The following is a 20,142-nucleotide window of genomic DNA, read 5'->3' on the forward strand; positions in this document are numbered from 1 at the left end:
ATGCCAGTGTCCACAGCCTCGCTTCACGGGAGTTCGCCGATGTTCCGCACCGCCCTTCTGGCCGCCGCCGTCCTGGCGGCCTTCGCCGGTCCCGCGCTCGCCCAGGATGCCGCCCGCGAAGCGCAGGCGCGCCGCATCCTTGAGAGCACGCCGCTGATCGACGGGCACAATGACCTGCCCTGGGCCCTGCGCGAGGGGCACGGCAACGACCCCTATGCGGTGGACCTGACGGCGAACCTCGCGGCGACCACCAAGCTGCACACCGACATCCCCCGCCTCCGTGCGGGCGGCGTCGGCGGCCAGTTCTGGTCGGTCTATGTCCCCGCCGATCTCAGCCCGACCGAAGCCGCGCGCGAGACCTGGGAACAGATCGACACCGTTCGCCGCATCGTCGCGGCCCACCCTGATGTCTTCGAACTGGCCACCACGGCGGATGACGTCGTCCGCATCCATCGCGCGGGCCGCATCGCCAGCCTGATCGGCATCGAGGGCGGCTACTCCATCGATGACTCGCTCGGCCTGCTGCGTGAGTTCCACGAGGCCGGGGTGCGCTACATGACCCTGACCCACTCCAAGACCACCACCTGGGCCGACAGCGCCACCGACGCGCCGAAGTGGGGCGGCCTGTCGCCCTTCGGCGAGCAGGTGGTCAAGGAGATGAACCGCATCGGCATGATGGTCGATCTCAGCCACGTCTCGGAGGAGACCATGCTGGACGCCATGCGGGTCAGCGAGGCGCCGGTGATCTTCTCCCACTCCTCGGCCAAGGCCGTGACCAACAGCGCGCGCAATGTGCCCGACAACGTCCTGCGCCTGATTGCGGAGGACGGCGGCGTGGTGATGGTCACCTTCGTGCCCGGCTTCGTCAGCGCCGCCCAGGTGGCCTGGAACCAGCAGCTCGCCGCGGAGGCCGACCGGCTGGGCGTTGATCCGCGCGCCGAGACCCCGGACCCGCGCCTGCGCGCCTGGGCCGAGGCCAATCCGCGCCCCCGCGCCACCATCGCCGACGTCGTCGCCCACATCCAGCACGTCCGCGACGTGGCGGGCATTGATCACGTCGGTCTGGGCGGGGACTTCGACGGCGTCGGCGCCCTGCCGGAGGGCATCGATGGCGTGGACGCCTATCCCCGCATCCTCGCCGCCCTGATGGCGAACGGCTGGACCGAGGCGGATATCCGCAAGCTGGCGGGCGAGAACGTCCTGCGCGTCATGCGTCAGGTTCAGGCCGTGGCCGACAGCAAGCAGGCGGAACGTCCCAGCCTGGCCCTGCCGCTGGGCGGCGGCGCGCCGGAGTAGTCACCCCGTCCGCGCGGCCTCCAGCTGATCGTACAGGGGCCGCATCCAGCGGTCGGCCAGCGCCCGCACCGCCTCCGGCGCGGCGGCGCGCTTGGCCTCGCTGTCACTTTCGAACGGGCGGTCGCCCTGCTTCGGATTGCGGCTCGAGGCGGCGATCAGGCGGGCGACCTCCTCCGGCGTGGGCGCGATGCCGAAATGCGGGGCGACCAGGGTCCACGTCGCCTCGGGCAACTGGATGTAGTCCAGCAGCAGGCCCGGCGCGGCGCGGTGCGCCTCCAGCCCAGCCGCATGGATCACGCCCAGCACCCGCGCGGCGTATTCATCGCCCGGCGGATGGCCTTCCAGCCCGAACAGGGCGGCGGGCAGCAGGCCCGGCGAGGTGTGCACCCCGCGCTGATTCAGGGCGCTGACCAGCACCTCCACCGGGTCCCGGTACAGGAAGACCCAGGGCGTCTCGGGGAAGGCCTCCCGGATCAGGTCGTGCTGCGGGGTGTTCCAGGCGTCGAATTTGACGAACAGCCGGTCCTGGCCCGGCGCTCGCGCCTGACCCAGCGCCCCGACCATGGCGCGCAGCAGGGCGACCTGCCGGTCACGCCCCATCCGGTGGCCCGCGCGGATCAGGCTGTCGACCGGCCCCGGCTCCGACAGGACCAGCGCCCCATCCAGTCGGCCCAGAAGATGCGCCAGCAGGGTCGAGCCGCAGCGCGAGACGTGGAAGATGAAGCCGGTCGGCGGGATGCCAGGATTGCGCGCCGCACACGCCTCCAGTTCCGCCAGCGTCGTCCGTCGCCGGAACAGGCTGTTGGCTGGGTGGCGCATCAGCCGGGCGAAGGTGTCGTCCAGAAAGGCTTCGGTGAACCGGGGCAGGTCGCACCAGATCCACTCGACGACCGAGGCCTCGACATCCGTCTCGTCCCAGAAGATGCGGCCGGGCAACCAGCCGTCCAGCGCGCCTACTTCATCCATTGTTCGTTCCAGCGGCCGCGCTCCTCGGCCATGGCGTCGCGCACCATCGCGGCGCTCAGGGGCAGGTGGTGTTCCAGCGCCAGCCGCATCGTCTCCTCGATGAACAGGTCCCGGTCGGTGGTGTCGCGCAGGGCCGCGTGCAGATCCGGCCTCATCGCCACCAGCGCGCGGAAGGCCGACAGGTTGGCGGCGGCGACCTCGGGCTCCACCTGCGGCGACGTCGGCCGGAAGGGGTCGTCCGCCTCGAACGGGATCAGGCCGCGCAGCCAGTCATTGACCCCGACATCGATCACCAGATGGATACGGTCGGTCGCGCCTCCGTTCAACACCCGGTGCGGCTGGCTGAGATCCAGATACCAGGTCTCGCCCGGCGCCATGTCCACCCGGCGGTTCCGCAGGTGGAAGGCGACGTCCGGATTGGTCGCGACGGGCACATGCAGTCGCGCCTCGCCCCGGTCGTAGCCCAGGTCATAGTCACGGTGCTCGTGGATCATCCCGCCCGGCCCCAGCCGCAGCAGCCGCACCGCGCGCAAGGGGCAGTCCAGTGTCGCCAGCACCTCGCGGACACCGGGACACAGGTCCAGCAGGGGCGTGTCGGCGAAGGCCTCGCCGGTCGCCAGCAGGCTGTCGCCGCCCTCAGTCGGTCCGCGCAGCACCAGGCCGCTCCAGTCGCCGTCATAGAAGCCGCTGTTGAAATGCGGAATCCAGCCCTCGGCGGACAGGGTCCGAAGGTCCGCCAGCAAGGCCGCGGCGTCAAAGGTCAGGGGCAGCCGGAAACGGTCGATCATGCCCGCAGATTGTATTGGACGTTCCGCCTCGCGCGTCCAGAGTGTTCAGGGCAGGCCGTCGGTCTGCCGGAGGGCCTCGAACAGGGCGATACCCGCCGACACCGACAGGTTCAGCGACCGGGCCTCGGGGCGCAGCGGGATGACAACCCGCTCATTCGCGGCGGCGTGGACATAGTCGGGGGCGCCCGTGGGTTCGCTGCCGAACAGCAACACATCGTCGGGTCTGAACGCGAAGCCGGGCAGGGGCGTCGCCCCCTTTGTCGTAAACAGGACTAGGCGTCCGGTCCCGCGATTCCGCTGAAATTCCTCCCATCCGGCGTGTCGGGTCATGTGGCCCAGCGGGCCGTAGTCCAGCGCGGCGCGCTTCATGGCCCGGTCATCCAGACGGAAGCCGGTGGGTTCGATGATGTTCAGTTCCACGCCAAAACAGGCGCTCAGCCTGATGCAAGCGCCGACGTTCTGCGGAATGGCTGGTTGAAAAAGGGCGAGACGCATTCTAGAGCCCTCATACGCGCGGCCCGGGGGCTTGTCGCGGTCCAATTTGCGACCGTTTCGCAAGTGGCGTCAGCCACTTGCGTCAAACCGCTGCAAACCGGGCCGGGGCGGGAGAACGGGTTTCCGCTAAAGCATCCATGCCGTGACGACCGCGCTCCATGAAGGGCGTGGGAAGCGGCGTACGACGGAGTGAGACGTGGCCGAATCGGTCGTTGAAGGTGAAGGCGGCGACGCCACCCGCCGGGACTTCATCCACATTGCCGCCGGTGCGGCGGCTGTGGGCGCTGTCGGCATGGTCGTCTGGCCGCTGATCAACCAGATGAACCCTGCGGCGGATACGCTGGCCCTGGCGTCGATCGAATTCGACATGACCAAGGTCCAGGAAGGCCAGCAGGTCGTGATCAAGTGGCAGGGCAAGCCGGTGTTCGTGCGTTACCGCACCCCGGCCGAGCTGCAGCGCGTGATCGCCGACGACCACGCCAGCGACCTGAAGGAACCGCAGACGGACGCCGAGCGCACCAAGCCGGGCCACGAGAAATATCTCGTCGTGCTGGGCAACTGCACCCACCTGGGCTGCGTCCCCACCTTCGGCACCGGCGACTTCGGTGGCTGGTTCTGCCCCTGCCACGGTTCGCACTACGACGCCTCGGGCCGCATCCGTAAGGGCCCGGCGCCCGCCAACCTGGTGGTTCCGGAATACGAGTTCGTGTCCGACACGCGCGTGAAGATCGGCTGAGGACGGACAAGAGACCCATGAGCGATCACGAATCCACCTACGTCCCGAAGACCGCCGTCGAGAAGTGGCTCGACACCCGTCTTCCGATCGTCCGTTTCGGCGCCGACTACATGTCGCTGCCCACCCCGAAGAACCTCAACTACTGGTGGACCTTCGGCGGCATCCTGGCCCTCTGCCTGGTCACGCAGATCGCGACCGGCATCGTGCTGGCCATGCACTATGTGCCCAACACTGAACTGGCCTTCGCCTCGGTCGAGCGCATCATGCGCGACGTCAACGGCGGCGACCTGATCCGCTACACCCACGCCAACGGCGCCTCGATGTTCTTCATCGCGGTCTACCTGCACATGCTGCGGGGCCTCTACTACGGCTCCTACAAGGCGCCGCGGGAAATGATCTGGATCGTCGGCTGCGTGATCTTCTTCCTGATGATCGCCACCGCCTTCCTCGGCTACGTCCTGCCGTGGGGCCAGATGTCCTACTGGGGCGCTGAGGTGATCACCAACCTGATCGGGGCGATCCCCGGCATCGGCGAGCCGATCCTGATCTGGCTGCGCGGCGGCCCGGCGATCGACAACGCGACGCTGAACCGCTTCTTCTCGCTGCACTACCTGCTGCCGTTCGTCATCGCGGGCTGCGTGGTTCTCCACCTGTGGGCCCTGCACCACGCCGGTCAGAACAACCCGGTCGGCATCCTGATCCCGAAGGACCGGGCCAAGAAGGACATGGTTCCGTTCCACCCGTACTTCACGGTCAAGGACGGCTTCGCCATCATCCTGTTCCTGATCCTGTTCGCGCTGTTCGTCTTCTTCATGCCGAACGCCCTGGGTCACGCCGACAACTACATCCCGGCCAACCCGCTGCAGACCCCGGCGCACATCGTGCCCGAATGGTACATGCTGCCCTTCTACGCGATCCTGCGGGCTGTTCCGGACAAGTTCGGCGGCGTGCTGGCGATGTTCGGCGCCATCGGCGTCCTGTTCGTCCTGCCGTGGCTGGACACCTCGAAGGTGCGCTCGATGCGCTACCGCCCGACCATGCGGACCTTCTTCGTGATCTTCGTCGTCGTCGGCCTGCTGCTCGGCTGGTGCGGCGCCCAACTGCCGGACGCCCCGGTTGTTCCGGGCATGCCCAGCTTCAACCTGATCGACGGCCAGCTGAACAGCTACCTCTGGCTGACCCGCTTCGCCACGCTCTACTACTTCGCCTTCTTCCTCGTGATCCTGCCGCTGGTGGGTCTGAAGGAGAAGCCGCTGCCGGTCCCCGCGACCATCTCGGAACCCGTCCTGTCGGGCGCCGAAGAGCAAAAGGGCTGATCGCGACCATGACCCTCAAGACTTCGATGCGCTCCATGAAGAAGACCCTGGTCCTGATCGCCGCGGCGGCCGGCCTGACCCTGTCCGCCGGTCCCGCCCTCGCGGCGGGCGGCGGCGGCCACGCCCTGCGTGACGGCGGCTTCTCGTTCGATGGTCCCTTCGGGACCTTCAACCAGGGCCAGCTGCAACGCGGCTACAAGGTCTACCGGGAGGTCTGCGCCTCGTGCCACAGCATGAACCTCATGCACTTCCGCACGCTCGCTGAGCCGGGTGGCCCGTTCTACGACGTGGACCAGGAAAACCCGGCCGAGAACCGCTTCGTGAAGGCTTTGGCCAAGGAAGTGCAGATCGCGGATATCGACACTGAGACCGGCGAGCCGGTGATGCGCGACGGCACCGCCGCCGACCGCTTCCCCAACCCGTACCCGAACGCGACGGCTGCGGCCGCGGCGAACGGGGGCGCGGCTCCGCCCGACCTGTCGGTGATGGCCAAGGCCCGTCACGGCGGCGCAAACTACATCTACTCGCTGCTGACCGGCTACCACGCCGCTCCGGCCGGCCTGCAGATCCGTCCGGGCCAGAACTACAACGCCTATATGGCCGGCGATCTGACCCCGTTCTGGACCGGCGAAGCGGGTCACGTCCCGCCCGGCGGCTTCATCGCCATGCCGAACCCGCTGCAGGCGGGTCAGGTGACCTACGATGACGGCACCGCCCAGACCGTGGACAACTACGCCAAGGACGTCGCGGCCTACATCGCCTGGGCCTCGGATCCCAAGCAGGTCGCCCGCAAGCGCGCCGGCGTCGGCGCCTTGATCTTCCTGATCCTGTTCGCCGGCGTGACCTACCTGTCCTACCGCCGCATCTGGAAGGGCGTGGCCCACTAAGGCCTCCGCTTTCCAAGGCAGAACGATTGACCCGCCGGAGCCCCGCTCCGGCGGGTTTTTCGTTTCGGTGTCCGTGTCGAACGGCGTGTTGCTAACAGAACAAAAGAACTTTATAACGCAAAGCGAAATCAGGGAGGTCTCGATGATCCGCCGTCTTCGCTCTGTGTCCGCCGCGGCCCTGGCCGTGATCGCCGTCTCCATCGCGGCGCCCGTCGTCGCCCAGATCCCGGCCCAGCCCGCGGGGACCCCGGCCCAGCGCACCGCCGTCGGCGCGCTCGACTTCATGGACGGCGAGTGGCGCGGGGAGGCGGTCGTCACCGGCCCTGGCGGCCGCATGGTCCTGACCCAGACCGAGCGGATCGGTTCGCTGCTGGGCGGCTCGGTCAAGGTGATCGAGGGCCGGGGCTACGCCGCCGACGGCTCGACCCAATTCAACGCCCTGGCCCTGATCTCGTGGGATGAGCGGGCCGGGCGCTACGCCTTCCGCAGCTACGCCAATGGCTTCAGCGGCGACTTCCCGTTTGAGCGCACCGAGGACGGCTTCCGCTGGGAGACCCCGGCCGGGCCGAACGCCAGGATCCTGTACGTCGCCACCGTCCGTGACGGGACCTGGCACGAGGTCGGGGATTATGTCGCCGACGGCCAGCCGCCCCGCCGCTTCATCGAACTGCGCCTGACCCGCGTCGGCGACACCAACTGGCCGGGCGCGGGGGCCGTGTCGCCGCAGTAGGGCGGGGCTGATCGACAGCCCGGATCGGGCGCCCTACGGTCCGCACCCTGTTCAAAAGGCTGAGGGTGTCCCGAGCATGCGTTTGTCCGTCTCCGTCGCCGCGCTGGTCGCCGGCGCGCTCCTGTCCGTCGCGGGGGCCGCGAGCGCCCAGACCCCGACCTTCGATACGGCCCGCCTGTCCGAGCACGTCCGCATCCTGTCCGACGACAGCTTCGAGGGCCGGGGCATCGCCACGCCCGCCGAGGCCAAGGTCATCGAATACCTCAGCGCCCAGTACGGCGCGGCGGGCTTCGAGCCGGGCGGACCGAACGGCCAGTGGACGCAGGACGTGACGCTGAACCGCTTTACCGCCTCGAACATCCGCGCCCGCTTCAATGTCGGCGGGACCACCGTGCCGCTGACGCAGGGCGAACAGATCGTCATCTCGACGCGCCTGCCGGGCGACCATGTCATGCTGGCGAACGCGCCGCTGGTCTTCGTCGGCTACGGCATCGACGCGCCCGAGCGCCAGTGGAACGACTTCAAGGACGTGGACGTCCGCGGCAAGGTCATCGTCGTGCTGGTCAATGACGCCGACTTCGAACAGCCCGAGCTGAACACCTTCGGCGGCCGCGCCATGACCTACTACGGTCGCTGGACCTACAAGTACGAAGAGGCGGCCCGGAAGGGCGCGGCGGGCGTGATCATCGTCCACGAGACCGCCCCGGCCTCCTACGGCTGGGCCACGGTGACCAACAGCTGGTCGGGCCCGCAGTTCGACATCGTTCGCCAGAACGCCGCCGCCGAGCGGGTGCAGATGGAATCGTGGATCCAGCGTGACGTCGCCGTCGAGCTGTTCCGCGCCGCCGGTCAGGACTTCGAGGCCCTCAAGGTCGCCGCCCGCAGCCCCGACTTCCGCCCGGTCGAACTGTCCGGCGCCACGATCAGCGCCATGTTCGACGTCGCCTCGACCCAGGTGACGACGCACAACGTCATCGCCCGCCTGCCGGGCACGACCCATCCGGACGAGACCGTCCTGTACACGGCCCACTGGGACCACATCGGCGTCGGCGCGCCAGACGCGGAAGGCGACACCATCTTCAACGGCGCCGTCGACAACGCCACCGGCACCGCCGGCCTGCTGGAGATGGCCCGCGCGTTCGGTTCGGGTCCGCGTCCCGAGCGCTCGATCGTGATGATCAGTTTTACCGCCGAGGAAAGCGGCCTGCTGGGCTCGGAATACTACGCCTCCAACCCGGTCTACCCGCTGGCCACCACGGTGGGCGGCTTCAACGTCGATTCGATGAACGTCTATGGCCGGGTCCAGCGCTACGGCATCACCGGCTACGGCCAGTCCGATCTGGACGAGCGCATCGGCGCCGTGGTCGAGAGCCAGGGCCGCACCATTCAGCCGGACGCCAACCCGGCCTCGGGCGGCTATTTCCGTTCGGACCACTTCCCGCTGGCCAAGCGCGGCGTGCCGATGACCTACGGCGGCTCGACCGGCGATTTCCGCGACGAGCCGATCGCCGAGCGTCAGGCCAACCGGGCCGAGTATGGCCGCAGCCGCTATCACCAGGCGGCGGACGAGTGGTCGCCGAACTGGGACCTGAGCGGCCAGGTCGAGGACCTGCAGGTGCTCTACGCGGTCGGCTCGGGCCTCGCGAACAGCCGTGAGTGGCCGCAGTGGAAGGACGGCTCCGAGTTCGGCCCCGCCCGCGCGGCGACGGCGGACCAGCGGGACTAACCTTCCGGCACATGACAAAAATGTAAGGGGCGGTCTTTCGGGGCCGCCCTAAGGTGCGCGCCATCGACTTCGGGGGATGGAGCTTCCCACTATGTTTCGCAAACTGACGGGCGGCATCGCCCTTGCCGCCGTCCTGCTGGCCGCCGGCGCCGCCAACGCCCAGAGCTTCTCGGCCGAGCGCATCAGCAATGACATCCGCACCATCAGCGCCGATGAGTACCAAGGCCGCTATCCCGGCACCGAGGGCGAGCGGATGGTGCTGGCCTTCCTGCAGGCCCAGTACGAGGCCATGGGCTTGCAACCGGGCGGGCCGAACGGCCAGTGGCTACAGCCGGTCGAGCTGAAGCGCTACACCCCCGTCGCGGGCGGCACGGCCAGCTGGACCGGCCCGGATGGCCAGAGCCACGCCCTGACGGTCGGAACCGACATCACCCTGCGCGCCGCGACCAACGACGGCCGCGCCTCGATCCGCAATGCGGGCGTGGTCTTCGCCGGCTACGGCATCACCGCTCCCGAGCGGAATTGGGACGATTACGGCAGCCTCGACGTGCGCGGCAAGGTCGTGGTGGTCATCGCGGGCGAGCCGGACGGCCCCGTGTTCAACGGCGACTACGCCACCAACTACCAGTCGGGCGCCTACAAGGCCGATGAGGCCTTCCGCCGTGGCGCGGTCGGCGTGATCACCCTGATCGCCGCCCCCGCCAGCTCGCCCCAGTGGCAGGGCCTGACCCGCGGCGCCAACCGCACCCGCACCCTGACCCCGGGCGCGGCGGACCTGGAGTTCTCGGGCGCGATCAACCACGACGTGGCGGGCGCCATGGCCTCGGCCGCCGGCCTGGGCATGGACAGCTTCGCCAACACCGCCAGCGGGACCTTCAAGGCCGTGGCGCTGAACGGCGTCACCCTGTCGCTGGACATCTCCGAGACCATCGACACCCTGGTCACCCACAACCTGCTGGCCAAGATCCCCGGTACCGAGCACCCGGACGAGACCATCATCTACTCGGCCCACTGGGACCACGTCGGCGGCGCCGACCAACACCCGGGCGTGACCGGCGACAACATCTGGAACGGCGCCTGGGACAACGCCTCGGGCACCATCGGCGTGCTGGAGATGGCGCGTCAGCTGAGCGCCGCCCCGCGTCCCAAGCGCACCATCGTCTTCGCCCACATGGCGGCCGAGGAAATGGGCCTGCTGGGCGCCTATGGCTACGCCGCCAACCCGGTCTATCCGCTGGAGACCACGGTCGCCGACATCAACATCGACATGCTGCCGCTGTCCGGTTCGACCCGCGACATCCCGATCTTCGGCAAGGGCCAGAATGATCTGGAAGATCGTCTGGAGGCGCTGGCCGCCCCGCTGGGCCGCTATGTCTCGGACGACAACCAGCCGGAGCAGGGCTTCTATTACCGCTCGGACCACTTCCCGTTCGCCCGCATGGGCGTGCCGGCGATCATGCCTTGGCACGGCTGGGACTGGGTCGAGGGCGGGCGTGAAGCCGGCGAAGCCGCGTGGCGCGCCCGCTTCGCCGCCGACTACCACAAGCCGTCGGACGAATGGTCGGCGGACTGGGACCTGACCTCGGCGGTCGAGAACCTGACCCTGCTGTATCACCTGGGTCTGGACCTCGCGAACAGCTCGGACTGGCCGCAGTGGAAGCCGACCTCGGAGTTCGCCCAGGTCCGCGCCCGCTCGGACAACGCGCGCCAGTGACCCTGTCGATCCGCCCTCTGACCGGCGACGGCTCGCCGCCGGCGGAGGGCGAATACGCTCAGGCGTGTGAAGTCAGCGGGGCGACCCGCTGGCTCTACCTGTCCGGCCAGATTCCGGTCGCCCCGGACGGCTCGCTGGCCACGGACTTCACCGGCCAGTGCGAACAGGTCTGGGACAATGTCGAGACCCAACTGCGCGCCGCCGGCATGACGCTGGACAACCTCGTGAAGGTGACGACCTACCTGTCGGATCGGACTTATGCGTTGCCGAACCGGGAGGTGCGCCTGCGTCGGCTGGGCGGGCGGCAGATGGCCTTGACGGTGATCGTGACGGGCCTGTTCGAGGAAGGCTGGCTGGTCGAGATCGAGGCGGTGGCGGCGGCCTGATCGCAGTTCCTCCCCTGAAGGGGAGGAATGCCGCATTGCTCCGGTTCGGCAACCCGCCCACAATCCGCCCATGAGCCGTTGGTCGCCGCAGCCTGCACCGGATGAACCCGACGGCCTGATCCTGTTCGACGGGGTCTGCGTCTTCTGCTCACGGTGGGTGCGGTTCGTGATCGCGCATGACCGCGAGGGCCGCTTCCGCTTCCTGCCCATCCAGTCTGAGGCAGGGCGGGCGCTGGCGGTGCGATACGGGATCAATCCGGATGAACCCGAAACCAACGCTTTGATCCTGAACCGCCGCATCCATTTCAAATCGGACGCCGCCCTGAGCGTGCTGGGCGCTTTACCGAAGACCCGTGCGTTGGCGGCGCTGAAGGCCGCGCCCCGGTGGCTGCGGGACCCGGCCTATGACCTGATCGCGAAGAACCGGTACGCGATCTTCGGGCGCACCGACGCCTGCATGGTCCCGTCGCCGGAAGATCGGGCGCGCTTCCTCGCATGACCACAGTTCTGGTGATCGGTGCGGGCGGGGTGTTCGGATCGCGGCTGGCGGAGGGGCTGCTGCGGCATGGCTTGGGCGTGGTCGTGGCGGGGCGTAGCCGGGCGCGGGCTGAGGACGTGGCCGGGCGGCTGCGGGCGGCCTTTCCGGGCGGTGACGTCGCGGTCGCGGCGCTGGACACCGCCACCCTGACGCCGGAGCAACTCAAGGCCACCGGAGCCGCCATCGTCGCCGACATGGCCGGGCCGTTCCAGGGCGCGGAGCCGACGACGGCGCGGGCGGCCATCGCGGCGGGCCTGCACTATGTCGACCTGGCCGACGGGCGGGACTTCGTCGCCGCCTTCCCGGCGCTGGATGAGGCGGCGCGGGCCGCGGGCGTGGTCGCCCTGACCGGCTGCAGTTCGACGCCCGCCCTGTCCAACGCCGTGCTGGATCGACTGACTGAAGGCTGGCGCGAGGTGGTCTCGGTCGAGGCCGCCATTTCGCCGGGCGCGCGGGCGCCCAAGGGACTGTCGGTCATGCAGGCCATCCTGTCGTGGATGGGCCGCCCGGTCATGGTCTTCGACGACGGCGTATGGACGATGCGGCGGGGCTGGAGCGGCCTGTACCGGCGCGACTTCGGCGCGGCGGGCGTGCGGCGGGTGTCGCTGTGCGAGACCCCGGACCTCGACCTGTTCCCGGCCCGGTTCGCGCCGAGGGACCGGGCCCTGTTCCTGGCCGGGATGGAGCCGTGGACCCTGCATCTGGAAGGCTGGCTGCTGGGCCGTCTGGTCAGCCTGTTTCGGTTCAATCCCGTGCCGCTGGCCAGGACGCTGCTGACGCTGGCGAGCCTGCAGTCCGTGAGCGGGTCGGATCGCGGCGCCATGCGGGTGCAGGCGCTGGGCGTGGACGGGCAGGGCCGGGCGGCGCGGGCCGTCTGGCGGCTGGTCGCCGAGCCGGGGGAGGGGCCGGTGACGCCCAGCCTGCCCGCGCTGGCCGCCATCCGCGCCATCGACGCCGGACGGGTGGCGCCGGGTGCGCGGGCCTGCGTCGGCGTCCTGCCGCTGGAGGCGATCACCGAGGAGATGGCGCCCCATGGGCTGGCGACCGAAGCCATGACGGAGCGTGGTCTCTATCCCCGCGCCATCGGTTCGGCCTTTGACAGCCTGCCGGAGCCGATCCGGGCGCTGCATGAGACGCCGGGACGGTCGCTGTGGCGGGGCCGGGCGATGACCGAGGGGGCGTCCGGGCCGCTGGCGGCGCTGGCCGCATGGGTGATCGGTTTCCCCAGGGCGCAGGCGGACTGCGAGGCCGAGGTAGCCATCGACGCCGACGGCGAGCGCTCGATCTGGCGGCGGCGCATCGGCGGCCACGGCTTCGCCAGCCGCCTGTCGCGGCCGCGCGAGGGCGGGCGGATCAGCGAGCGGTTCGGGCCGCTGAGCATGGGCCTGAGGCTGACCCCCGAGGGCGGGCGTCTGGTTTATCGGGTGGAGGGCTGGCGCGCCGGGCCGATCCCGTTGCCGCGTTTCCTGTGCCCGGCCACCGAGGCCTTCGAGGAGGTGGACGCCGAGGGCCGCTTCGTCTTCGACGTGACCATCACCGCGCCCCTGCTGGGGCGGCTGGTGCGGTATCGGGGTTGGCTGGAGCGGGCATGAAAAGGGGGCGTCCCCCCGACGCCCCCTTTACCCACTCGCGCCAGTGATCGGCTCAGGAAGCCGGGGCCACCGTCGCGCGGCCGATCAGGTCACGAGCCTGGGCGATGCCCGCTTCCGTGGTCAGGGTTCCGGCCTGGATCTCTTCGGCCCAGTCCATCAGCGGCTTGCCGGTGACGGCGCCGCGGTTGGCTTCTTCCTCGAGGTAGATGCCGCCGTTGCGGGCGGCGACCTCGTCCCAGGCGGCGCGGACGCCGGCCCAGTAGTCCTTGGTGGCGGTCCAGTAGGCGTCGCCCGGCGCGGGGTCGTAGTTGTCGACCCGGCGGTAGGTGTTGATCACGTCCTCCTGGACGATGGCGACGGGATCGCCCCCGTCACCCTCGGCCTGGCCCATCTTGACGTTGTCCTGGATGTGGACCCAGCCCTGCGGCGTCAGGGCGTGGCGGTTGGTGCCCAGATAGCGGTCGTAGATCGGGTTGCGGACCGCGTCGCGGCGGGCCAGCGGACGCCAGGTCGGGTTGGAGGTCCACTCCGACTGGCCGTGGTCATAGGCCCAGTGGCCGACGCCGCCGTAACGCGGGCTGTCGTCGGTCTGCCAGACGGTTTGCGACCAGGCGCCGCGACGGTCCTCGGCCGACACCGGGGTGACGGTCCAGCGGTTCGGACCGGCGTAGGTCAGGACAGTCTCGGGCTCGTACACCCAGTCCTGACGCCAGTGCTTGATGACCATGTGGTTGCCCGCATCATCGCTCATGACGAGGATGTGCTGCAGGCTGATGCGATTGCCGTCGTCGTAGACGACGCGGACGATCTCGTCGCCCGCCGACAGCTTCTCTTCCAGCGGCTCATAGCCGGCGCGGAAGCTGACGTTCTCGCGCATGTCGAAGCGGACCCGCCACTGGCCGGCCTGAGCCAGGATCGACTGGCGATCCCGCTCGAACTGGCTGATCGCCGGGGCGTCCACCGGGGTCGCCCCCGAGATCGCCATTGGGGCGGTCTCGGCGAAGGCCGGGGCGGACGCCGCGAGGGCGGCGGCCAGAACGGTGGTGAGCATCAGGGCTTGGCGCATGTGACAGGTCCTTCGAATGCGAGTCAGTCGCGTTATCGTCTGGCGTGATCAGTACCGCAAGGCCAGCGAAACGCCGAAGTTGCGGCCCGGCTGGGTGTAGGCGTCCTTGACCGCCGAGCTGGCGGCCACGCCACGGATGTCGCTCCACCAGCTGTAGGTCTCGTCGAAGACGTTGAAGACGCCCGCGCGAGCCGTGACCTTGTCGTTGATGTTCCAGTAGGCGGTCAGGTCGACCAGGGCGAAGTCGTCGCCGGTGGCGCAGCCCAGGGCCGGGTTGGTCGCGTTGTAGCAGGAGGTCAGGCCGTCGGTGTCGGCGGCGTCCTTGGCTTCGGACCAGGTCAGCACGGCCTGACCGCCGAAGCGGCCCTGCGGCTCGTCATAGCCGACGCCGAACACGACCTTGATCGGGTCGATGCTGGGCAGCTGGCGGGTGACGCCGGCGCTGGTCGTCTCGCCGTCCGCATAGGCGAAGGCGAAGCGGGTGCTGAAGCCGTTGTCCCAGTAGGCGTTGGCGCGGGCTTCGAAGCCCTGGATCTCGACGTCGGTGAAGTTGATCCACTGGTAGACCAGCGGGTTGGTCGGGGTGCCGGCGCCGGAGACGACCTGCTGGCTGATGAAGTCCTTGTAGTCCGACTTGAAGACCACGGCCTGACCCGAGACCTCGGCGCCGAACAGGGAGACGTCACGCATGCGGACGCCGAACTCGATGGCCTGGCTGGTTTCCGGCTTCAGGTTGGGGTTCGGGGCCGAGGTGTAACCGAAGGCCAGGTTGGCGAAGTAGTTGTTCACCTGGCTCGGGGTCGGGGCCTTGAAGCCTTCAGCCCAGTTGGCGAACAGGCCGAAATTGTCGTGACCCCACCAGACCACCCCGAGCTTGGGCGAGATGTGGTCGTCCGACTGGTCGGCGCGCGGGCCGGGGTACAGCGGGTCGTTGGCGGTGTTCAGCTCATAGCTGTCCCAGCGGACGGCCGGGACGATGCGCAGGTCGCCGCCCAGCAGGGCGATCTCGTCCTGCAGGAAGACGCCGCCCAGGGTGAAGTCGGTCTTGGGGAAGGCGCTGGTCGGGAAGGTCTCGCCGGCGGGCGGGACGGTGCCCGAGCGGACGCCCTGCTGGGTGGTCTCGGACCAGTCGCCGCCGACGGTGATGCGGTTGAGGCCGAAGGTGCGGGTGAAGTCGGTCGAGAAGCCGAAGACCTCGTTGTCGAAGGTGTTGTCGCGGCTGCGATCCACCGCCGGGGTGCGGTCCTCGAAGGTGTACTGGCGGGTCTCGGCGGTCTGGCCGTAGATGGTCAGGCGGCCGCTGTCGAAGCCGAAGACGTCCTTGCCGCGCCAGCCCACGCTCCAGCCCTCGCGGGTGGTGGTGTCGTCGGCGAACAGACCGGTGACGGTGGCCGAGCGGCCGCTGAGCACGTCGGCGCTCATCTGGCTGTCGAAGTAGTCATAGGTGACGCGCAGGCTCTGGCCCGGCGCGAAGTCCCACACGCCCTTGGCCAGGAAGGCGTCCGAGCTGGTGGTCATCGGGTTGGCTTCGGTGCGGGCCGCGCCGGCGCCGCCGACGGTTCCGGCGGTGCGGGTCTCCTGGGCGTCACGACCGGTCCAGGCCAGCAGGCCCGAGAAGGCGCCGCGGCGACCGGCGAACATGCCCGATTTGGTCAGGCCCTGATCCGACGAGTTGTAGCCGACGCGGGCGCGGGCGCCGAAGTCCTGGCCCTGACGCAGCAGGTCGGTCGGATCCTTGGTGTTGAAGGCGACAGCGCCGGCGAGGCCGTCCGAGCCGTACAGGGCCGAGGCCGGGCCGCGCATTATCTCGACCGAGCGCATCAGGTCGAGGTCGGCGTAGCCGCCGCGGCCGACGCTCTGGGCGCCGAAGACGAAGCCGTCCGGGACGCGGACGCCGTCCACGATCATCAGGACGCGGTCGCCGCCCATGCCGCGGATGGTGAAGCCCTCATTGCCGCCACGGCCCGTGGCGCCGAGCGCGGCGCCGAAGCGCTGGGGCTGGCTGATGACGCTGACGCCCGGCTCGAAGCGGATCAGGTCCTTGATGTCGGTGGCCAGCTCGCCCTCGATCTGGCGCGAGGTGTAGACCGAGACGGTGGCGGGAGCCTCGTCGGGGCGGACTTCGGTGCGGGTCGCCAGGACGCTGACTGGGGCCAGCTCGGTGGGCTCCTGCTGGGCGTTCTGGGCCATGGCCGGGGCTGCGGCGGCGACGGTGAGGGCGGCGAGCCCGGCGGAAAGGAGGAGCGTGCGCATGTATTGTCCCGCTTGAAGAGGTGGCGCGGCAATTAATGCGAACGACTCTCACAATCAATCGCGACTGCGACGGAGTTGTGACGTGATGCGAATAAGTCGCAGTGGCGGTTGGACCCTCAGCGCTTCCGGACGAAGACCGTGCCCGCCGAATAGCCCGCGCCGAAGCTGCAGATCAGGCCGGTGTCGCCGGGGGCGAAGCCGTCGTGGTGCAGGTGGAAGGCGATGATCGAGCCGGCCGAGGAGGTGTTGGCGTATTCGTCGAGGATGATGACGTTCTCGTCCGCCTCGGGCTCACGACCCAGGACCTTGCGGCCGATGAACTGGTTCATGTTGATGTTGGCCTGGTGGAGCCACATCCGCTTCAGGCCGGTGGGGTCGATGCCGAGCTCGCCCGCGTGGTCGACGATCATGTCGGAGACCATCGGCACGACGTCTTTAAAGACCTTGCGGCCCTGCTGGACGAAGAGCTTGTCCGGGGCGCCGATGCCTTCGGGGGCGGCGTTATTCAGGAAGCCGAAATTGTTGCGGATGTTGTTCGAGAAGCTCGTTTTTAGTCGGGCGCCGAGGATGTCCCAGCCGCCCGGAGCGGCGGTGTCGGCGGATTCGATGATCACGGCGGTGGCGACGTCGCCGAAGATGAAGTGGCTGTCGCGATCCTTGAAGTTCAGGTGGGCCGAACAGACTTCCGGATTGACCATCAGCACCGCCTTGACCGAGCCGGAGGCGATGAAGTCGGCGGCGGTCTTCAGGCCGAAGGTGGCCGAGGAGCAGGCGACGTTCATGTCGAAGGCGAAGCCCTCGATGCCCAGCGCCTGCTGGACCTCGATGGCCATGGCCGGATAGGCACGCTGCATGTTGGAGGCGGCGCACAGGACAGCGCCGATCTCGCTGACCGGCTTGCCCCAGGCGGCGATGGCTTCCTGAGCGGCCTTCACGGCCATTTCGGCGAGGACCGAGATCTCGTCATTGGAGCGCTCGGGAATGTTCGGCGCCATGCGCTCGGGGTCGAGGACGCCGGCCTTGTCGAGCACGAAGCGCGACTTGATGCCGGAGGCCTTCTCGATGAACTCGACCGAGGAGTGGGTCAGGGGGGCGACGTCGCCCTCGGTGATCTCGGCGCTGTGGCGCTCGTTGAAGCGGTCGGCGTAGGCATTGTAGGCGGCCACCAGTTCTTCGTTGGAGATGGACTGGTCAGGCGTGAACAGCCCGGTGGCGGCGATGACGGCGTTGGTCATAGGTTTCCTTAAGCGCCCCTAACGCTCGGCGCGCGGCGCCTCGCTACTTGAGGGGCGCGCGTACTGTTTCTGGACGGACTAGATAGGCCTCTCAATGTCTCCGGTCGAGATGGCTGAGGACACGTTCGGCTTCCGAAAGATGCAGACGCTCGACCATCTGGCCGTCGATCGGGATGGCGCCCCTGCCGTCCGCCTCGGGCGCGGCGAAGGCGGCGACGATAGCGCGGGCGTGGGCGATCTCGGCCTCCGAGGGACCGAAGGCGGCGTTGGCGGGCGCGATCTGGGAGGGGTGGATCAGGCTCTTGCCGTCAAAGCCGTAGAGGCGGCCCTGGGCGCATTCGGCGGCGAAGCCCTCGAGGTCGCTGAAGGCGTTGTAGACGCCGTCGAGGGCGAGCAGGCCGTTGGCGCGGGCGGCGGCGACGGCGGCGGCCAGCCAGGGCTTGAGCGGTTCGCGGTCCGGCGACGGGCCGGTGCGCAGGGCCACGGCCAGGTCGTTGACGCCCAACATCAGGGCCTCGAGCCGTTCGACCTCGGCGATGGCGTTGAGGTTCAGCAGCGCGCGGGGCGTCTCGATCATGGCCCAGAGGACGGCGCCCAGCGGCAGGGCCTCGGCGAGGGCGCGGGCGGCCTCGGCGTCACTGACCTTGGGCGCGACGATCAGGCCGGCGCCCGCCCCGGTCAGGGCCTTGAGGTCGTCGGCGCCCCACGGGGTGTCGAGCCGGTTGATCCGGACGCCGAGGCGCGGGCCGAAGCCGCCCTCGCGGACGGCCTGAACGGCGGCGGCGCGGGCCTGAGCCTTCATCTCCGGCGCGACGGCGTCCTCGAGGTCGAGGATGGCGACGTCGCAGTCCAGTGTGCGGGCCTTCTCGATGGCGCGCGGGTTGGTGGCGGGGAGGAAGAGGGCGGATCTCATGCCCTTGAGCTCAAACCTTTCCGACCACCGGCACCAGCGCGCCCGTCACCGCCCGCGCTTCGGGGGAGGCGAGGAACAGCATCACGCGTGCGAGGTCGGCGGGGGCGACCCATTTGGACGGGTCGGCGTCGGGCATGTCGGCGCGGTTCTGCTCGGTGTCGAGGATCGAGGGCAGGACGGCGTTGACGGTGACCGAGGTCGATTTCAGCTCCTCGGCCAGGCTTTCGGTCAGGCGGTGGACGCCGGACTTGGAGGCGGCGTAGGCGCCCATGCCCGCGGCGGACTTGATGGCGGCGTTGGCGCCGACGTTGACGATGCGGCCCTCGTCCGAGGCCTTGAGCCAGGGCAGGGCGGCGCGGCTGGCGTTGAGGGCGGTGGAGAGGTTCAGGGCGAACATCCTGTCCCAGGCCGGAGAAGCGTCTTCTGTTGTCTGCCAGACGAAGCCGCCCGCGATGTTCAGCAGGGCGTCGATGCGGCCGAAATGGTCGCCCGCGGCGTCCACCGCCTGCTGGGCCGAGGCCGGGTCGGTCAGGTCCACGCCGCCGAGTTCCAGCACGCCCTCGGGCACGGCATGGCCCCGGGCGTGGTCGATGATGGCGACCTTGAGCCCCTGGGCGAGAGCGGCCTCGACGACGGCGGCGCCGAGGGCGCCGTGGCCGCCGGTCACCAGAACAACGCGGTCAGACATGAAAACCTCCGACGGAAAAAGCGGGTGCGAAGACCCCGGATGGGCGACCGATAGACGGTTTTGAAAAACAGTCTAATCCGTCTATCCCGTCTATCGGGATCCGGGAAAACTCAGTAAAAACAACGAAACCGGAAAATATCATCCGGGTGATCGTCTATCAGATGGATAGACGGTCGAGACGGTCAGGCGGCGCCCGCGAAGACCTTGGCCATCAGGGCTTCCAGAGCATAGGCGTCCGATGCGTCAAAAGCGGACGTAACGGTCGCGTCGACGTCGAAAACCGCGATCAGGGCGCCCGAGGCGTCGAAGACGGGGACCACGATCTCGCTGGCCGAGCGGGGGTCGCAGGCGATGTGGCCGGGGAAGGCGTGGACGTCCTCGACGATCTGGGTCGTGCGGGTGCGGGCGGCGGCGCCGCAGACGCCCCGGCTGAAGGCGATTCGCAGGCAGCCGAGGGTGCCCTGATAGGGGCCGACCACCAGTTCCTCGGTCTTGTCCTCGTCCACGACGTAGAAACCGGTCCAGAAGAAGGCCGGGAAGGCGTCGGCCAGCATGGAGGCGACGGTGGCCATGCGGGCGGTGCGGTTGGGCTCTCCGTCCAGCACGGCGAGGATTTCCGCCTCCACCTCCGCATAGCGGGCGGCCTTGTCGGCGGGGCGGTCATCGCGGGCGACGTAGGACATCAGGCAGGAACTCCGGCGGGGTCCGTCGCATATAGGAGGATGCCCGGCGGGAAGCGAGACCGCGCGTTTTCGCCTGTCAGGCGAGTTCTCAAGCCGCTGATTCCCGTGGACAACTCGCGTTCGGGCACAAAATG

At 69.1% G+C, this 20,142-nt stretch carries 19 protein-coding genes; 10 read left to right on the plus strand and 9 right to left on the minus strand.

Going from position 1 to position 20,142, the window contains the following annotated elements:
- Window positions 1-39 precede the first annotated feature (39 nt).
- The gene (locus ACTIEF_RS08275; RefSeq protein ID WP_439471656.1) at window positions 40-1,296 is read left to right on the plus strand and encodes a dipeptidase; all 1,257 of its coding nucleotides are present in this window, start codon (window positions 40-42) and stop codon (window positions 1,294-1,296) included.
- Here the strand turns inward: ACTIEF_RS08275 and ACTIEF_RS08280 are convergent, their stop codons facing one another.
- From ACTIEF_RS08280 to ACTIEF_RS08290, 3 genes are read right to left on the minus strand one after another with little or no spacing between them, the layout of a single operon-like run.
- Window positions 1,297-2,262, minus strand: a complete 966-nt coding sequence (locus ACTIEF_RS08280) for an aspartyl beta-hydroxylase (RefSeq protein WP_439471657.1) — start codon at window positions 2,260-2,262, stop codon at window positions 1,297-1,299.
- Entirely contained in the window at window positions 2,250-3,050 is an 801-nt protein-coding gene (locus ACTIEF_RS08285) for an aspartyl/asparaginyl beta-hydroxylase domain-containing protein (RefSeq protein ID WP_439471658.1), read from the minus strand. Before ACTIEF_RS08285 ends, ACTIEF_RS08280 begins: the two co-directional genes overlap by 13 nt.
- Before the next feature lie 45 nt (window positions 3,051-3,095).
- Window positions 3,096-3,545, minus strand: coding sequence for a tRNA (cytidine(34)-2'-O)-methyltransferase (locus ACTIEF_RS08290; protein ID WP_439471659.1), 450 nt, complete (start codon window positions 3,543-3,545; stop codon window positions 3,096-3,098).
- Between the two features lie 196 nt (window positions 3,546-3,741).
- Between ACTIEF_RS08290 and petA the strand changes: the two genes are divergently transcribed.
- The 9 genes from petA to ACTIEF_RS08335 all read left to right on the plus strand — a co-directional run bounded on the left by petA (window position 3,742) and on the right by ACTIEF_RS08335 (window position 13,170).
- The gene (petA, locus tag ACTIEF_RS08295; protein ID WP_439471660.1) at window positions 3,742-4,281 is read left to right on the plus strand and encodes a ubiquinol-cytochrome c reductase iron-sulfur subunit; all 540 of its coding nucleotides are present in this window, start codon (window positions 3,742-3,744) and stop codon (window positions 4,279-4,281) included.
- 17 nt (window positions 4,282-4,298) lie between these two features.
- Window positions 4,299-5,597, plus strand: a complete 1,299-nt coding sequence (locus ACTIEF_RS08300) for a cytochrome b (RefSeq protein ID WP_439471661.1) — start codon at window positions 4,299-4,301, stop codon at window positions 5,595-5,597.
- Window positions 5,598-5,605: 8 nt separating this feature from the next.
- Complete coding sequence (locus ACTIEF_RS08305; RefSeq protein ID WP_439471662.1) at window positions 5,606-6,484, plus strand: cytochrome c1; 879 nt, start codon at window positions 5,606-5,608, stop codon at window positions 6,482-6,484.
- Between the two features lie 142 nt (window positions 6,485-6,626).
- Window positions 6,627-7,214, plus strand: coding sequence for a DUF1579 domain-containing protein (locus tag ACTIEF_RS08310; RefSeq protein WP_439471663.1), 588 nt, complete (start codon window positions 6,627-6,629; stop codon window positions 7,212-7,214).
- A gap of 76 nt (window positions 7,215-7,290) precedes the next feature.
- Window positions 7,291-8,940, plus strand: a complete 1,650-nt coding sequence (locus ACTIEF_RS08315) for a M28 family metallopeptidase (protein WP_439471664.1) — start codon at window positions 7,291-7,293, stop codon at window positions 8,938-8,940.
- Window positions 8,941-9,031: 91 nt separating this feature from the next.
- The gene (locus ACTIEF_RS08320) at window positions 9,032-10,654 is read left to right on the plus strand and encodes a M28 family peptidase (RefSeq protein ID WP_439471665.1); all 1,623 of its coding nucleotides are present in this window, start codon (window positions 9,032-9,034) and stop codon (window positions 10,652-10,654) included.
- Complete coding sequence (locus ACTIEF_RS08325; RefSeq protein ID WP_439471666.1) at window positions 10,651-11,040, plus strand: RidA family protein; 390 nt, start codon at window positions 10,651-10,653, stop codon at window positions 11,038-11,040. Before ACTIEF_RS08320 ends, ACTIEF_RS08325 begins: the two co-directional genes overlap by 4 nt.
- Before the next feature lie 70 nt (window positions 11,041-11,110).
- Window positions 11,111-11,539 carry a thiol-disulfide oxidoreductase DCC family protein gene (locus tag ACTIEF_RS08330; RefSeq protein WP_439471667.1) on the plus strand — a complete coding sequence of 143 codons (429 nt, stop codon included), beginning with the start codon at window positions 11,111-11,113 and terminating at the stop codon, window positions 11,537-11,539.
- A complete protein-coding gene (locus ACTIEF_RS08335; protein WP_439471668.1) occupies window positions 11,536-13,170 on the plus strand; it encodes a DUF4166 domain-containing protein in 1,635 nt (544 codons plus the stop codon). The genes ACTIEF_RS08330 and ACTIEF_RS08335 overlap by 4 nt, the downstream gene beginning before the upstream one ends.
- Window positions 13,171-13,222: 52 nt before the next feature.
- On the opposite strand, the gene ACTIEF_RS08340 is transcribed toward ACTIEF_RS08335, so the two are convergent.
- The 6 genes from ACTIEF_RS08340 to ACTIEF_RS08365 form a co-directional block, all read right to left on the minus strand.
- Window positions 13,223-14,236: a DUF6607 family protein gene (locus tag ACTIEF_RS08340; RefSeq protein WP_439471669.1), complete on the minus strand. Its 1,014-nt coding sequence runs from the start codon at window positions 14,234-14,236 to the stop codon at window positions 13,223-13,225.
- A 48-nt stretch (window positions 14,237-14,284) separates the two neighbouring features.
- On the minus strand, window positions 14,285-16,489 hold the full coding sequence (locus ACTIEF_RS08345) for a TonB-dependent hemoglobin/transferrin/lactoferrin family receptor (protein WP_439471670.1): 2,205 nt from the start codon (window positions 16,487-16,489) through the stop codon (window positions 14,285-14,287).
- A 116-nt stretch (window positions 16,490-16,605) separates the two neighbouring features.
- Entirely contained in the window at window positions 16,606-17,724 is a 1,119-nt protein-coding gene (locus ACTIEF_RS08350) for a beta-ketoacyl-ACP synthase III (protein ID WP_439471671.1), read from the minus strand.
- Window positions 17,725-17,815: 91 nt separating this feature from the next.
- Window positions 17,816-18,637 (minus strand): HpcH/HpaI aldolase/citrate lyase family protein, encoded by an 822-nt coding sequence (locus ACTIEF_RS08355; RefSeq protein ID WP_439471672.1) that lies wholly within the window; start codon window positions 18,635-18,637, stop codon window positions 17,816-17,818.
- A 10-nt stretch (window positions 18,638-18,647) separates the two neighbouring features.
- Window positions 18,648-19,325: an SDR family NAD(P)-dependent oxidoreductase gene (locus ACTIEF_RS08360; RefSeq protein WP_439471673.1), complete on the minus strand. Its 678-nt coding sequence runs from the start codon at window positions 19,323-19,325 to the stop codon at window positions 18,648-18,650.
- A gap of 182 nt (window positions 19,326-19,507) precedes the next feature.
- Window positions 19,508-20,008: a GAF domain-containing protein gene (locus tag ACTIEF_RS08365; protein ID WP_439471674.1), complete on the minus strand. Its 501-nt coding sequence runs from the start codon at window positions 20,006-20,008 to the stop codon at window positions 19,508-19,510.
- Between the last annotated feature and the right edge of the window lie 134 nt (window positions 20,009-20,142).

Origin of the sequence: Brevundimonas sp., assembly GCF_051858995.1 — a bacterium.
In the GTDB taxonomy this organism is placed as follows: Bacteria; Pseudomonadota; Alphaproteobacteria; order Caulobacterales; family Caulobacteraceae; genus Brevundimonas.

What these genes read in the sequence shown, in the direction of transcription:
- ACTIEF_RS08275 (WP_439471656.1), top strand. Translation starts at nt 40, where the DNA reads ATGTTCCGCACCGCCCTTCTGGCCGCCGCCGTCCTGGCGGCCTTCGCC.
- ACTIEF_RS08290 (WP_439471659.1), bottom strand. Translation starts at nt 3,545, where the DNA reads ATGCGTCTCGCCCTTTTTCAACCAGCCATTCCGCAGAACGTCGGCGCT.
- ACTIEF_RS08350 (WP_439471671.1), bottom strand. Translation starts at nt 17,724, where the DNA reads ATGACCAACGCCGTCATCGCCGCCACCGGGCTGTTCACGCCTGACCAG.
- ACTIEF_RS08280 (WP_439471657.1), bottom strand. Translation starts at nt 2,262, where the DNA reads ATGGATGAAGTAGGCGCGCTGGACGGCTGGTTGCCCGGCCGCATCTTC.
- ACTIEF_RS08360 (WP_439471673.1), bottom strand. Translation starts at nt 19,325, where the DNA reads ATGTCTGACCGCGTTGTTCTGGTGACCGGCGGCCACGGCGCCCTCGGC.
- ACTIEF_RS08335 (WP_439471668.1), top strand. Translation starts at nt 11,536, where the DNA reads ATGACCACAGTTCTGGTGATCGGTGCGGGCGGGGTGTTCGGATCGCGG.
- ACTIEF_RS08285 (WP_439471658.1), bottom strand. Translation starts at nt 3,050, where the DNA reads ATGATCGACCGTTTCCGGCTGCCCCTGACCTTTGACGCCGCGGCCTTG.
- ACTIEF_RS08300 (WP_439471661.1), top strand. Translation starts at nt 4,299, where the DNA reads ATGAGCGATCACGAATCCACCTACGTCCCGAAGACCGCCGTCGAGAAG.
- ACTIEF_RS08345 (WP_439471670.1), bottom strand. Translation starts at nt 16,489, where the DNA reads ATGCGCACGCTCCTCCTTTCCGCCGGGCTCGCCGCCCTCACCGTCGCC.
- ACTIEF_RS08365 (WP_439471674.1), bottom strand. Translation starts at nt 20,008, where the DNA reads ATGTCCTACGTCGCCCGCGATGACCGCCCCGCCGACAAGGCCGCCCGC.
- ACTIEF_RS08310 (WP_439471663.1), top strand. Translation starts at nt 6,627, where the DNA reads ATGATCCGCCGTCTTCGCTCTGTGTCCGCCGCGGCCCTGGCCGTGATC.
- ACTIEF_RS08355 (WP_439471672.1), bottom strand. Translation starts at nt 18,637, where the DNA reads ATGAGATCCGCCCTCTTCCTCCCCGCCACCAACCCGCGCGCCATCGAG.
- ACTIEF_RS08340 (WP_439471669.1), bottom strand. Translation starts at nt 14,236, where the DNA reads ATGCGCCAAGCCCTGATGCTCACCACCGTTCTGGCCGCCGCCCTCGCG.
- ACTIEF_RS08305 (WP_439471662.1), top strand. Translation starts at nt 5,606, where the DNA reads ATGACCCTCAAGACTTCGATGCGCTCCATGAAGAAGACCCTGGTCCTG.
- ACTIEF_RS08315 (WP_439471664.1), top strand. Translation starts at nt 7,291, where the DNA reads ATGCGTTTGTCCGTCTCCGTCGCCGCGCTGGTCGCCGGCGCGCTCCTG.
- ACTIEF_RS08330 (WP_439471667.1), top strand. Translation starts at nt 11,111, where the DNA reads ATGAGCCGTTGGTCGCCGCAGCCTGCACCGGATGAACCCGACGGCCTG.
- ACTIEF_RS08320 (WP_439471665.1), top strand. Translation starts at nt 9,032, where the DNA reads ATGTTTCGCAAACTGACGGGCGGCATCGCCCTTGCCGCCGTCCTGCTG.